The sequence below is a fragment of the Erwinia sp. QL-Z3 genome (assembly GCF_004551645.1).
Lineage (GTDB): Bacteria > Pseudomonadota > Gammaproteobacteria > Enterobacterales > Enterobacteriaceae > Erwinia > Erwinia billingiae.
This window is the reverse complement of record NZ_CP037950.1, coordinates 2,495,317-2,509,355: the sequence shown is the minus strand read 5'-3', so window position 1 is coordinate 2,509,355 and position 14,039 is coordinate 2,495,317. Positions and strand designations below refer to the sequence as shown.

The 14,039-nt window shown below is 58.3% G+C and carries 12 protein-coding genes; 10 read left to right on the top strand and 2 right to left on the bottom strand.

What is annotated here, in order from left to right:
- The first annotated feature begins 11 nt into the window (after positions 1-11).
- The 3 genes from E2F51_RS12145 to E2F51_RS12135 are packed head-to-tail and all read left to right on the top strand — an operon-like array spanning position 12 to position 3,114.
- Entirely contained in the window at positions 12-1,892 is a 1,881-nt protein-coding gene (locus E2F51_RS12145; protein WP_134823566.1) for a protein-disulfide reductase DsbD domain-containing protein, read from the top strand.
- Positions 1,889-2,608 (top strand): DsbA family protein, encoded by a 720-nt coding sequence (locus E2F51_RS12140; protein WP_134823565.1) that lies wholly within the window; start codon positions 1,889-1,891, stop codon positions 2,606-2,608. Before E2F51_RS12145 ends, E2F51_RS12140 begins: the two co-directional genes overlap by 4 nt.
- Complete coding sequence (locus E2F51_RS12135; protein WP_134823564.1) at positions 2,608-3,114, top strand: protein disulfide oxidoreductase; 507 nt, start codon at positions 2,608-2,610, stop codon at positions 3,112-3,114. The genes E2F51_RS12140 and E2F51_RS12135 overlap by 1 nt, the downstream gene beginning before the upstream one ends.
- Before the next feature lie 32 nt (positions 3,115-3,146).
- Here the strand turns inward: E2F51_RS12135 and E2F51_RS12130 are convergent, their stop codons facing one another.
- Both E2F51_RS12130 and E2F51_RS12125 read right to left on the bottom strand, forming a co-directional pair.
- Positions 3,147-3,443, bottom strand: coding sequence for an I78 family peptidase inhibitor (locus tag E2F51_RS12130; protein ID WP_013200970.1), 297 nt, complete (start codon positions 3,441-3,443; stop codon positions 3,147-3,149).
- A 295-nt stretch (positions 3,444-3,738) separates the two neighbouring features.
- Positions 3,739-6,258 (bottom strand): EAL domain-containing protein, encoded by a 2,520-nt coding sequence (locus E2F51_RS12125; RefSeq protein WP_134823563.1) that lies wholly within the window; start codon positions 6,256-6,258, stop codon positions 3,739-3,741.
- Between the two features lie 299 nt (positions 6,259-6,557).
- On the opposite strand from E2F51_RS12125, the gene E2F51_RS12120 reads away from it, so the two are divergent.
- From E2F51_RS12120 to E2F51_RS12090, 7 genes are all read left to right on the top strand, one after another.
- Positions 6,558-7,214, top strand: coding sequence for a CPBP family intramembrane glutamic endopeptidase (locus E2F51_RS12120; protein WP_134823562.1), 657 nt, complete (start codon positions 6,558-6,560; stop codon positions 7,212-7,214).
- A 128-nt stretch (positions 7,215-7,342) separates the two neighbouring features.
- Complete coding sequence (locus tag E2F51_RS12115) at positions 7,343-8,911, top strand: ABC transporter substrate-binding protein (RefSeq protein WP_134823561.1); 1,569 nt, start codon at positions 7,343-7,345, stop codon at positions 8,909-8,911.
- A complete protein-coding gene (locus E2F51_RS12110; protein ID WP_013200966.1) occupies positions 8,911-9,963 on the top strand; it encodes an ABC transporter permease in 1,053 nt (350 codons plus the stop codon). The genes E2F51_RS12115 and E2F51_RS12110 overlap by 1 nt, the downstream gene beginning before the upstream one ends.
- Complete coding sequence (locus tag E2F51_RS12105; protein ID WP_134823560.1) at positions 9,960-10,820, top strand: ABC transporter permease; 861 nt, start codon at positions 9,960-9,962, stop codon at positions 10,818-10,820. Before E2F51_RS12110 ends, E2F51_RS12105 begins: the two co-directional genes overlap by 4 nt.
- Complete coding sequence (locus tag E2F51_RS12100; RefSeq protein ID WP_134823559.1) at positions 10,780-11,658, top strand: ABC transporter ATP-binding protein; 879 nt, start codon at positions 10,780-10,782, stop codon at positions 11,656-11,658. The genes E2F51_RS12105 and E2F51_RS12100 overlap by 41 nt, the downstream gene beginning before the upstream one ends.
- The gene (locus E2F51_RS12095; protein ID WP_134824863.1) at positions 11,651-12,316 is read left to right on the top strand and encodes an ABC transporter ATP-binding protein; all 666 of its coding nucleotides are present in this window, start codon (positions 11,651-11,653) and stop codon (positions 12,314-12,316) included. Before E2F51_RS12100 ends, E2F51_RS12095 begins: the two co-directional genes overlap by 8 nt.
- 144 nt (positions 12,317-12,460) lie before the next feature.
- Positions 12,461-14,035, top strand: coding sequence for an ABC transporter substrate-binding protein (locus E2F51_RS12090; protein WP_105759652.1), 1,575 nt, complete (start codon positions 12,461-12,463; stop codon positions 14,033-14,035).
- Positions 14,036-14,039: the final 4 nt, after the last annotated feature.

Here is a 14,039-nt window from a genome sequence, read left to right as displayed (position 1 = left end):
ACGGAGAAACAATGCAATATCTTTTCAGGACCTTACTGGTTGTCCTGCTGAGCCTGTGGCTGCCTGCGTTGCAGGCAGCAGACAGCGGATGGCTGACCACCCCTCAGAACGATCACGCCCAGGTTCGCGTTCGTGCCGATAATGCCAGCGAAGGAACCACCCGCGTGCTGCTGGATATCAAACTGCAGGACGGCTGGAAGACCTACTGGCGATCGCCCGGCGAAGGCGGAATTGCGCCCGAAATACGCTGGGACGGTTCGCCTCCAGCAGCCAGATGGTTCTGGCCGGTGCCGCAACGCTTTGACGTCGCGGGCCTGACCACCCAGGGTTATCACCACCGGGTCGCGCTGCCCATTACGATGGCGGGCAACGTACGCGATCGCCTGAGCGGCACGCTGACGCTTTCAACCTGTAGCAACGTCTGCATTCTGACCGATTATCCGTTCAGTCTGGCTATGCAGCGCCCCTCAGACAAACGCTTTGCGCATGATTTTGCCGAGGCGATGGGGCAGGTTCCGGTAGCCAACGTGCTGACCGATACGCTGCAGGCGGGCTATCAGTCCGGCAAGCTGCAGATCACCGCGACGCGTGCCGGCGGCTGGCGCCAGCCGGACCTGTTTATTGACGATCGCAGTGACGCCAGCTTTGGCAAACCGGCGCTGACCATCAAGGGTGACACCCTGCAGGCAGTGGTGCCCGTCAGCGATCAATGGGGCGAAGGTGCGCCGGATTTGCAGGGCGAAACGGTCTCTCTGGTGCTTGCCGACGGCGGTCTGGCCCAGCAGAGCGAATTAAAAATTGGCCCGCCCGTGGCGTCAATCGGCGGCGGCATTGCGCTGTGGCAAGTGGTGTTAATGGCGCTGGCGGGCGGCTTTATCCTCAATCTGATGCCCTGCGTGCTGCCGGTGCTGGGCATGAAGTTAGGTTCCATCCTGCAGGTAGAACAACGCAATAAACGCGCGGTGAGGCTGCAATTTATCGCTTCCAGCGCCGGTATTATCGCGTCCTTTATGGCGCTGGCGCTGCTGATGACCGTCCTTCGTCTGAGCAACCACGCGTTAGGCTGGGGAATTCAGTTCCAGAATCCGTGGTTCATCGGCTTTATGGTGCTGATTACGCTGCTGTTCAGCGCCAACCTGTTCGGCCTGTTCTATTTCCGTCTGCCCTCTTCTCTCTCCACGCGTCTGGCCACGCACAATGGCGACGGCATCGCCGGGCATTTCTGGCAGGGTGCCTTTGCCACGTTGCTGGCAACGCCGTGCTCTGCGCCGTTCCTTGGAACAGCGGTGGCCTTTGCGCTGGCGGCTTCCCTGCCGATGTTATGGGGAATTTTCATCGCGCTGGGGATCGGTATGAGCCTGCCGTGGTTGGTAATCGCCCTGTTCCCCGCACTGGCGCTGAAGTTAGCAAAAGCCGGTCGCTGGATGAACGGCGTGCGTATTGCCATGGGCGTGATGATGCTGGCTTCCTGCCTGTGGCTGGTCAGCCTGCTGTTCAGTCATCAGGGCGTCAGCTTCACGCTGATGGATGACCACATCAACTGGCAACCGCTGAGCGAGCAAGCCATTACTGATGCCCTCGCCACCGACAAACGGGTGTTCATCGATGTCACGGCCGACTGGTGCATTACCTGCAAGGCCAACAAATTCAACGTGCTGATGCGGCCAGACGTCCAGCAGGCCTTACAGTCCGAGGACGTGGTGGCACTTCGCGGCGACTGGAGCCGTCCCTCTGCGGCCATCAACACCTTTCTGAAACGTCGCGGCAGCGTGGCTGTCCCGTTCAATCAGGTTTATGGCCCAGGCAATCCACAGGGAACCGTGCTGTCACCGCTGCTTGATCGTCAACAATTATTAACCGCGTTATCTGACGCAAAAGGAAAGGCGAAATGAAAAAGTTACTGATAACTCTGCTGCTGGCCAGTTCTCCGGTACTGGCTGCGCCACCGTTTACGCCCGAGCAGGAAGTGCGTATCCGGGAACTGATCCGCGAAACGCTGGTTGAGAACCCTAAAATCCTGGCGGAAGCGGCAGATGCTTATGATAAGCAGGCGCAAAAAGAGCAAGGCGCGGTGATTGCTCAGGTGATTGAACAAAATAAAGCGGCGCTGTTCGAGGATGAGAGCAGCCCACGGCTGGGATCGAAACAGGCCAAAGTGACGCTGGTTAACTTTACCGATTACAACTGCGTTTACTGCAAACAGTTCGATCCCGAGCTGGAGAAATTAGTCAAAAACTACCCGGATGTTGCGGTGGTGATCAAACCGTTGCCGTACCGCTCGGAAACCTCCCTGACCGCCGCACGCCAGGCACTGATGTTCTGGCGTGAAAAGCCGGCGCAGTTTTGGGCACTCCACCAGCGGCTGATGGCAAAAAAAGGCTATCACGATGAGGCCAGCATCAAAGCGGCGGAGAAAAAAGTGGGGCTGAGCTTCATCGAACCCGATCGGCGCAGCACGGAAACCATCAACAGCAACCTGCAGCTGGCCCAGCATCTGGGCGTTTCCGGCACGCCCGCCACGCTGATTGGTGAGCAGATGGTTTCAGGCGCGATCCCTTATGAACAGCTGGAAGCGCTGGTCAAAGCGCAGCTTGAGCAGGTGAAATAATGGCTAAGGGCCGACGCATTCTTCGCGATCTGCTGCTGATGATGATGATGATGGCGGTGCTGTTTACGTTGATTGATTTCTTCCGTGCCCCGCAGGCGCCGACAGGTTTTGCAGACATCCCGCTTCACACCATTGATGGCCGGGACGTGACGCTGGCCGAGCTGAGCATGAAAAAACCGCTGCTGGTTTACTTCTGGGCGAGCTGGTGTGGAATCTGCCGTTACACCACGCCGGACGTGGTGAAACTTAGCGATAACGGCAGCAACGTGCTGACCGTGGCCATTCGCTCGGGTGACGACAGTCGCGTGGTGCGCTATTTGAATGGCAAACATCTGACGCTGCCGGTGGTCAACGATCCGCAGGGAAGCATGGCGGCTAACTGGGATGTCAGCGTAACGCCGACGCTGCTGGTCGTCTCGAAAGGTCAGGTGGTGCAAAGCACTACCGGCTGGACCAGCTACTGGGGAATGAAGTTGCGCCTCTGGTGGGCGCAAAAAAAACATTAATACTGAACGGGCCGGAAATTCGGCCCTTTTTTTTAGCCGCAATAAACCCGGCTGATGTTGCTTTTGGCATCGCCCATAAAGTTCAGACGATTGAGGTTGAAGTCCATTGTCACCGCAGAATTATACGGAATCGCGCGAACAGGATGTTCGAAACGCAATCCATCTATGGCTGACAAGGGTTTGCCCACGTACTGCTGATATTCAGAGGCACCACAACGATCCATTTCCGGATCGACCGCAGCGGAACTGTTCCCATTCTTCGTCGCCGTCTGGCAACCGGATAGCGCCAGCAGCGCTGCAATAGCGGCAATTTTTCCATAAAACTTCATAACTTCTCTCCTGTGCTTTTATCTTCGGCAATCAACAGGAAGCCTACCAGACCCGACGCCGTGATGATAATCGCTTTTCGTAACGCTGTTTGTTTCTGTGATCCGGGATAACGCGGCACAAAATGCCTCAGCGAGATGCCGTAGCCAGCGTTATAATTTAAGAATTATCTGAGATAGGAGGTTCTTATGGAACTGGTTGTGTTTGTGCTGTTCGCCATCATCATGACGTTTGTTGCGGTTCGTGTCCGCTAACGTAAAAAGCCCGCTTAAGCGGGCTTTTTTGTGTCGGCGATCGTCATGCTACCGGTGAAACCGCCGTGTCCAGCAGCAGGCGGAACCGGTCCAGCGGCATCGGCCGGCCGAGGTAATAACCCTGGCCTTCCTGGCAGGCAATCGCCTGCAACTCCTGCAGCTGCTCGCGGGTTTCAATCCCTTCTGCCGTCACCGTCAGGGCAAATGCTCTGCCGAGGCCAATGATGCCTTCGACGATCGACAACGCCTGTGGCGAGTTCGGGAAGTCATTCATATAGGAACGGTCCATCTTCATGCCATCGAATGGGAAGGTTTTCAAATACCCCAGCGAGGCATAGCCTGCGCCGAAGTCATCCACCGTTAACCGTACGCCAAGGGTCTTCAGCGCCTGCATCACTTCCAGCGCGCTTTGGGGATTCTCCAGCGTGATATTTTCGGTGATTTCCAGTTCAAGGCGCTCCGGCGGCAGCCCGCTGCTGTGCAGGGCATTCGCCACGCGCTTCGCCAGGTGGCCGCTGCGAAACTCAACCGGAGAAATATTCACCGAGACGTACATCGGCGACGGCCAGCTCATCGCATCGGTGCAGGCGCGGTGCAACACCCAGGTACTGATATCGATGATTAAACCAGTTTCTTCCGCCAGCGGGATAAAGCTGTCCGGCATGATCATCCCGCTGGCCGGGTGCTGCCAGCGGATCAGCGCTTCCGCCCCTTCCAGCCGCTCTTTTTTCAGGTCATAGCGTGGCTGATAGTACAACCGCAGTTCATCGCCGCCGATGGCTTTACGCAGGTTGCGCTCCATCTCACGGCGTTTGACCAACAGTTCGGCCATTTCTGGCGTGTACCAGGTCCAGCGATTGCGCCCTTCCTGCTTCGATTTATACAGGGCAATATCCGCCAGCCGCAGCAGTTCTTCGGCCTGCATCGCATCGCGCGGTGCCAGCGCAATCCCCAGGCTTGCCCCAAGGAAAACGTCATGCTGGCCGAGCATAAACGGACGACGGAGTTCATCGATCAGCGATTTACAGCAGGCGGCAATTTCCGCCTCATCGGCCAGATTAGAGACGATCAGCACAAACTCATCGCCGCCCTGCCGTGACACCAGATCGCCCGCCTTCAACACGCTGCGCAGTCGGTGAGACACCTCATTCAGCACACAATCCCCGGCCGCATGTCCCCAGGTATCATTGATCGGTTTGAAGTTATCCAGATCCAGGCTGATCAGCACCAGCGGCCGCTCCAGCGTCGGTTGCGCCTGCAGGCGACCGAGCAGAAACTCGCTCATATAGACGCGGTTTGGCAGGCCGGTCAGCGCATCGTGCTGAGATAAATAGTGGCTGCGCGCCTGGGCTTCCACTTCCTGGGTGATATCAGACACCGTGCCGCGATAACCGGCGATCTGCCCATTCACCGTCACCGGATTGGCAATCAGGCTACAGATGCGCTTCGCGCCCAGTGCAGTCACCGAGTAGCAGCGCAACGCATGGCGCAGACCGTCGGCACGCTGCTGGATAATCCAGTCAGAGACCAGATGCTCGTCGTGCTGCAATACGTCATCCAGCGAACGGCCCAGCATCTTCGCCACATCGTAATGGGTGACGGCGGCGAACCGTTTGGAGAGGTAGGTCAGCGCGCCCTGGGCATTGGTTTCCCAAATCCAGTCCGAGGCGGTTTCTGCCACGTCGCGAAAACGGGATTCACTGTCCGCCAGTTCGCGCTGGCTGTGCATTAGCTGGGTGAAGCGATCGTCGGACAGCGCGGCGTTATGCATGGCGTGGTTAATCACTCTGCGGGCCACCAGCGCCAGGATCAGCGCGGTAATCAGCAGCATCGGCAACACGATAAACAGCAGGGTGCCGCCGGGCGCTAACGAATCCCAACGGATCACAATCGGCGGTTCGTCAGCAACATCTTCATTGATCAGCGGCGGGATAAAGCTGTCGTGGGCGCTGTCAGGGATCCGGGCGTTGATGACGCCTATACTGTCGCCAAACGCTTTCAGTTTTTCCGGGGTGAAGCGATTCACAAACACCATCACCGACGGCGGGCCGGGCATCGTTTTCAGGCCAGGGACTTTGCCGGTGGTGATCGGCGCAGCGGCGACAATTGCCGGTGTGGTGCCAATCATCGCATTGGTGGTCAGCGCATTATCCTCGGCGGCGAGCGCGCGGGCACTTTTGATCAGCGGCGCCGCATGAATGCCCAGCCAGCTTTCCAGCTTCAGGTCGGACAGCTTGCCGTTGATCACCGCATAACTTGTCCGCCCGCTGCCATCCACCACAAACACCCCTTCATAGTGATATTCGGTGAAAAGTCCCGGACCAAAGTTCTGCTGATCGTAAGCCCAGACCGGATCCACGGTCAGATGCAGATGGTTCCAGGCTTCGCCCCAGAAGGCATAGTCACGGATATCGGTCAGAATGTTCTGGCGGTTTTCCTTCCAGGCGTTGTGCAGCAAGAACGTCTCTTGCTTTACCGCGTCGGCATTCTGTCGCCAGGCAATGCCGACCACCAACAGCATTGCCAGCAGCATCACGATACTGAGCAACAGGGACAGCGACATCAGTAACCGCCGGGTGAAAAACGTCGTTTTATGACCCTCGGCGGTAAGGTGTAGATTCAGGGTCGGTGGAAATTTCATGTACTCGGACCTTTTCAAGCAGGCTGACTTACTTCGCCTGTCGTTTATTGCCTGCATGGCGTAGTGGAATCGCTGGTCCTCTCGTCCTCAAGACGCGATCGTTAATGCACTATCGGCCTGGCGGGCAAACTGTTTAGCGGGTTTTTCCAGAAATGCGGGCGCCTCGACAGCCCCCAAACCGCTTGCTACCATCCTTTCACCCCGGACCGAGAGACCTTGCAATGAACAATCATGCCGACAGAGTGACCTGTACGCTGCTGTGCATGGGGATGTGCCTGGTCTGGTATTCGATCACCGTGATGATCAGCGCCCTGCCGGCCTATCCGGCGTTAAGGGAAACGGGCCTGTTGATGCCGGTGCTCTGTGCACTGGAGTTTTCCGCGCTGGTGCCGCTTTATCGCTGGTATGCCAGGCACTACAGCAATATCCCGTTCGGTAAAATCAGCGTCCGCCAGGGGCTGATATTCAGCGGACTGCTGCTGTGCCTGATCCTGTCTCAGTCGTTATATCTGCAGCAGGAGAGCTGGACCGGCGGGCAGTTTGGCGAAGGGAAAAGCAAAATCCTGCTGTTCTCGCTGGCGGTGGTGCTACTGGCACCGGTGTTTGAAGAGATCCTGTTTCGGGGATTTGTGCTGCAAGGTTTGCTGCTGTGGGCTCCCCGGCAACGGCTGGCGTGCGCCCTGCTGACTTCGATCGGTTTTGCCGCCATGCACACGCAGTACACCCATCCGCAAACGATGATTGCGTTGATCGCCCTCTCGCTGCTGCTGTGCTATGCGCGCTTAATCTCGGGGGGGTTAAAACTGCCGATTTTTCTGCATATGCTCAACAACCTGATTGGCGTGTCGCCGTGGCTGTGGCTGGCTCTGGCGGGATAACCTGCTGACGGTTTATAACCAATTCCCGCGCGTTATAACAATTTCATCTATCGATAGCCGATAATCTACTATTTGTCTTACCGGCGGGTACCTTACACTCGCCAGCAACTCACAGGTAAGGAAACGTCATGAAATCGTTTTACCCGTCAATTATTGCCCTTGCACTGACCGCCTCCTGGGCTGCTCACGCTGCAACCCCGCCAGATACGCTGGTGATTGCTCAGTCCATTGATGATGCCAGCAGCTTCGATCCGGCCGAAGGATTTGAGCTGACGTCGGTACAGGCGTTTACCAACCTGTATCAGCGCCTGGTGCAATCCGATCCGCAGAATCCGACCGATCTGAAACCGACGCTGGCCACATCCTGGCAGCCGGGCAGCGATAACCGCAGCCTGACCTTTGCCCTGCGCGATGGCGCGAAATTTGCCTCCGGCAATCCGGTGCGTCCGGAAGATGTGATCTTCTCGCTGGGTCGCGTGGTGAAGCTGAACCTCGATCCCTCTTTCATCCTGACCCAACTGGGCTGGACCAAAGACAATGGGGATGCGCAGCTGAAGAAGGTCGATGCAACGCATGTGCAGATTAGCTGGACCGCCGACGTCAGCCCGACTTACGTGCTGAGCCTGCTGGCCGCCCCGGTTTCATCCATCGTTGATGAAAAAACCGCGATGGCCAATGCCAAAAACAACGATTTCGGTAACAAGTGGCTGGCGGTGCATTCTGCCGGCAGCGGCCCGTTCCAGATCCGCAAATACATTCCGCATGAAGTGGTGCTGCTGTCCGCCAACCCAACCTCACCAGGTGGCGCGCCGAAGCTGAAAAACGTGCTGATCAAAAACGTCCCGGAACCGGCAACCCGCCGCCTGCTGCTTGAGCAGGGCGATGTGGATATTGCCCGTAATCTGGGCGCCGATCAGATGGCCGGGCTGAAGGGCAAACCGGGCGTGAAGCCAATGGCGATCCCGATGGCGTCGCTGTACTACATGCAGTTCAACATTGATGCCAATCCGGCGTTGAAAAACCCGGCCTTGTGGGAAGCCTCGCGCTACCTGTTTGACTACAAAGGCATTGCCGACGATCTGCTGAAAGGCCAGTTCCAGGTGCATCAGTCGTTCCTGCCGGAAGGCTTCCTCGGCGCGCTGAACGACAATCCTTTCAGCTACGATCCGGAGAAGGCGAAAGCCATCCTCAAGAAAGCCGGTCTGAACAACGTCAGCTTTAAGCTGAGCGTCAGCAACCAGCCGCCGTATCTGGACATTGCCCAGGCCCTGCAGGCCAGCTTTGCCAAAGGGGGTATTAAGGTTGAGCTGATCCCAGGCCTGAGCAGCGAAATCGCCACCTCGGTTAAAGCCCACAAATATGAAGCCACCCTGAACGCCTGGGGCGCGGATTACTTTGACCCGAACACCAACGCCGCCGCCTTCGCCTATAACCCGGAAGATGGCAGCAAAACGCTGGCCTGGCGTTCAAACTGGCATATCCCGGAGCTGAACAAGCAGACGCTGGCCGCCACCGCGGAAAGCGATAAGGCTAAGCGCGTCGAGCTGTACCAGAATATGCAGCGCGAAATCCAGAAGAACTCCCCGTACGTGGTGGGTCTGCAGGCGCGTAACCTGATCGCCCTGCGCGATAATCTTAAAGGCTACGTCCAGGGCATTAACCCGGATATGGTTTACTACAGCCAGGTCACCAAGTAATGACGGTCACTGTTGCACAAGCCGGGTCCTCCCGGCTTTTCTGGTTAAAGAGCGGACGCCTGCTGACCGGGTTAGCCTCACTGCTGGTGACGCTGCTCGGTCTGCTGGCCTTCACCTTTATGCTTTCTCATCTGTCGCCGGTCGATCCGGCGTTGCAGATTGCCGGCGATCACGCCAGTGAATCGACCTACGCCCAGGTTCGTCACGATTTAGGGCTGGATAAGCCGCTGCCGGTGCAGTTCTGGCACTATCTGACGCACCTCGCGCATGGCGATTTGGGCATTTCCAGCCTGACCAATCAGGCCGTATCCAGCGATCTCTTGCGCACCTTCCCGGCCACCATTGAACTCGCCACCTGCGCGATGATCTTTGGTGCGTTCTTCGGCATTGTGCTGGCACTGCTGGCCGCGTGGAAGCCCGGTAGCCTGCTCGATAACCTTGCGCGGATGATTTCCCTGCTTGGTTACTCGGTGCCGGTATTCTGGCTGGGCCTGCTGGGTCTGCTGCTGTTTTATGCGGTGCTGCACTGGTCGGCCGGTCCCGGACGACTGGACGATATCTGGATTTACACGCTGGAGCCAAAAACCGGGCTGGTGCTGGTTGATAGCTGGCTTTCCGGCGATCCCGAGATGTTCCGCAATGCTGTCGCGCATTTATGGTTACCGGTGGTGGTACTGGGCCTGCTGGCGATGGCCGGTATTACCCGCTTGCTGCGCGCGGCGCTGCTGGAAGAGAGCAGCAAAGAATACGTCACGCTGGCGCGGGCCAAAGGGGCCAGCCGTGGGCGGATTTTACTGCTGCACGTATTCCCTAACGTTCGTGGCACGCTGATTACCGTGCTGGCCCTCTCCTACGCCACGCTGCTGGAAGGATCGGTTCTGACCGAAACGGTGTTTGCCTGGCCCGGCGTGGGACGCTATATGACCACCGCGCTGTTCGCCTCCGATACCCCGGCGATTCTGGGCTCGACGCTGCTGATCGGCAGCTGCTTTATCATCCTCAATGCGCTGGCAGATGCGTTAACCTGGCTAACCGACCCGAGAACCCGATGACGCAAAATCTTACCGACCTCGACAACGTGGCACCATCGCGCCGTCGCCGTCCCCGCCTGACGTCGCTGATGATTGGCGGCACGCTGGTGGCGATCCTGCTGCTGGCGGCGCTATTTGCGCCGTTACTGGCGCCATTCGACCCGAATGCGCAGGAGATGTCCGCGCGCCTGCTGCCGCCTTCCTCCCTGCACTGGCTGGGAACCGATGGCTTTGGCCGCGACCTGCTTTCACGGGTGATTTATGGCTCGCGCCCGACCCTGCTGCTGGTGTCGCTGATCCTGGTGCTGACCATTCCGGTGGGCATGCTGATCGGCATCTGTGCCGGCTACCTCGGTGGCTGGACGGAGCGCGTGCTGATGCGCATCACCGATATTTTCCTGTCCCTGCCAAATCTGGTGATCGCACTGGCGCTGGTCGCCATGCTCGGCCCCGGCCTGATGAACGGTGCGCTGGCGCTGGCGCTGACCAGCTGGCCGCCGTTCGCCCGTCAGGCACGTGCTGAAACGCTGGCGCTGCGTCGCAGTGATTATCTGGCGGCGGCGCGGATGCAGGGCATCAACGGCTTACGCCTGATGTTTGGCCATATTTTGCCGCTGTGTATGCCGAGTGCCGTGGTGCGTGCCGCGCTGAGCCTCGGCGGCATCATTCTGTCTGCGGCCGGCCTCGGCTTCCTCGGAATGGGCGTTCAGCCGCCGACCGCGGAATGGGGATCGATGGTGGCCGAAGGCAGTAAAGTGATATTCGATCAGTGGTGGGTAGCCGCCGCACCAGGCGGGGCGATTTTGTTTGCCAGCCTGGCGTTTAACCTGACGGGCGATGGCCTGCGTGACCGACTGGATACCCGAAATGGCAATTGAAACCTCTGACCTGATCGTCGCGGATAAGCTGAAAATCGACAGTCCGGACGGCACGCCGCTGGTGAAAGAAATCAGCTTCACACTGGGCCGTGAACGTCTGGCGCTGGTGGGTGAATCCGGCTCCGGTAAGTCACTGACCGCCCGCAGCCTGATGGGCCTGCTGGCACCGGGTTTGCAGCTGCAGGCGAAGACGCTGCAGGTGGCCGGAGAAAACGCCCTGACCCTGAGCGAGCGCCGCTGGAGCCAGCTGCGCGGCAGCAAGCTGGCGATGGTGATGCAGGATCCAAAATATGCCTTAAACCCGATGCGCACCATCGGCTGGCAGGTGGCGGAGCCGCTGAAGCTGCACAGCAAGCTGGGACGTGCGGAAATCAACGAGAAAGTCTGTGAGATGCTGGATGCGGTCGGCTTGCCCGATCCTAAGCAGTTGATGCAGCGCTATCCGCATCAGCTTTCCGGCGGGATGGGCCAGCGTGTGATGCTGGCGATGGCGCTGATTGCCGATCCCCACTGCCTGATTGCTGATGAGCCAACGTCCGCACTGGATCACGCGATGCGCGATCAGGTGCTGGCATTAATCCGCCGTCTGGTGGAAGAACGTAATATGGGCCTGCTGTTGATCAGCCATGATTTACAGCAGGTTTCCGAGCATTGCGATCGGGTGATGGTGATGTATCAGGGAAACATTCTCGATACGCTGCCCGCCGCTGAACTGCCCAATGCCACCCATCCTTATACCCGCACGCTGTGGTCCTGTCGCCCGAGTAAAGCCACTCAGGGCCAGGCACTGCCGGTACTGGATCGTGCTGCGCTGGAGGCCTGGCGTGAACATGATTGAACTGAACAAATTAAGCGTTTCCCATCGACAGGGTTATGAGCAGCGCACCGTGGTGCACGATGTCAGCCTGCAGGTGAAGGCCGGTGAATGCTTCGGACTGGTCGGCCCGTCCGGCTGCGGTAAGTCGTCGCTGCTGTGGGTGCTGGCGGGACTGAATCCCAACTGGCAGGGCGAAATGTCGCTGGCACAGCATCAGGTTAAGCCCGGTAAATCCTTTACCGGCCAGTTGCGTCAGGATGTGCAGATGGTGTTCCAGGATCCTTATGCCTCGCTGCATCCGCGTCATCGTCTGCGCCGCACGCTGGCGGAGCCGTTGGCGTTGCTGAAGAAGAGTGACATCAACGATCGTATCGATCGCGGCTTCCGTCACGTGGGATTAGATCCGGCGATGGCCGATCGCTATCCGCACCAGCTTTCAGGCGGACAGCGCCAGCGCGTAGCGATCGTGCGCGCCCTGCTGCTGGAGCCGAAAATCCTGTTGCTGGATGAGCCGACCTCGGCGCTGGATATGTCGGTGCAGGCTGAAATCCTCAACCTGCTTAACAGCCTGAAGCGTCAGGACAATCTGACCATGGTGCTGGTCAGTCACGATCCTGACGTGATCGATCATATGTGCGATCGCGCGGTGCATATGGAACGTGGCTACATCGTCAGCTGAACCTCAGGGGCCGGCCTGCAGGTCGGCCCCAATCTACCTTTCCGGCTATGCTGTTAATCAGATTACGCTTGCCGGAATTGGTATTTCTCCCTCCTGCGCTTTCCCTCTATAGTCCTGAAATCACTCATTTTACAGGACCTGTTGATGCGTAAATTGTTGCCCGTAGCCCTTGCCTGCGCGTTAAGCCTGACGGCTGCTGCCCATGCTGCCACCCCAGCCGATACGCTGATTGTCGCCATCCCGCTGGACGGCATCATCAGCTTTGATCCGGCCGAAAGCTTCGAAACCGTCAGTACCAGCAGCCTGCTGAACGTCTATCAAAAGCTGGTTGATTCGGACCGTACCGATCCGCGCAAGCTGGTGCCGCAGCTGGCATCAAGCTGGCAGCCGGGAAGTAGCGAACATAGCCTGCTGTTTACGCTGAAGTCGGGGGCGAAGTTTGCCAGCGGCAATCCCCTGACGGTGGACGATGTGATCTACTCGCTGACGCGCGGCGTGAAGCTCAACAAAACGCCGGCATTTATCCTCAATGAATTTGGCTGGTCGGCCGACAATATTGACGCGCAGTTCACCCGCCACGGCAACAACCAGCTGGAGATCCGCTGGACCTCGGCCATCGGTCGGGATTTGGCCTTGCGGCTGTTGAGCGCGCCGGTGGCCTCCATCGTCGACAGCAAACTGGCGGAGCAGCACGCGGTCAATCATGACTTCGGCAACGGCTGGCTGAAAACCCATTCGGCAGGCAGCGCGGCTTACGCCATCAAAACCTACGTGCCGCAGCAGGCGCTGGTGCTTGAGCAAAACCCCAATGCCCAACCTCAGCCAAAACTGAAGCGGGTGATCCTGAAAGGGGTCTCCGATCCCGGTTCACGCCGTCTGCTGCTGGAGCAAGGTGATGCCGACGTCGCTTACGAGCTGGGCGCCGATCAGTTTGATGCGCTGAAGAAAGTCTCTTCGGTGCGGGTTGCCAGCTTCCCTTCCAGCCTGATTTATTACCTCGGCTTTAACACCCAGGATAAAGCGCAGCCGGCGTTAGGAAATCCGGCACTGTGGCAGGCCGCCCGCTGGCTGGTTGACTACCAGAGCATTTCGCATGAGCTGCTAAAAGATCAGTATCAGGTGCATCAGGCCTTTTTACCGCAGGGATTTGACGGCGCGCTGGAGAACCAGCCGTTTAAGTACGATCTGGCTAAGGCGAAGGAGATTTTAAGCAAAGGCGGCATCAAGCCGGGCACGCAATTCTCGCTGACCATCGTTAATCAACCGCCGTATACCGATGTGGCGCAGGCCTTACAGGCCAGCTTTGCCAAGGCCGATATTCAGATCGCCATCAAGCCGGTTGCCGAGGCGGAGCTGTGGGCCAAGATGCGCAGCAGAAACTTCCAGTCGATCTTTATTTACTGGGGCGCTGATTACGTCGATCCCAACACCAATGCCAGCACCTTTGCCTATAACGTGCCGAACGGGCCGAAAACCCTGGCGTGGCGCGTCGGTTGGTCGATTCCCAAACTGAGTGCCGAGACGAAGGCCGCCGCCGCAGAGAGCGACGTGAAGACGCGCAACGCGCTGTATCAGCAGTTGCAGACCGAGGTTCAGCAAAATTCGCCTTACGTGGTGACGTTGCAGGGACAAAAACTGGTGGGATTACGCAGTAATATTACCGGGGCCAATCAGGGTATTGGTAACAGCATGCTGTATTACGATCAGGTCAGCAAATAGGGTT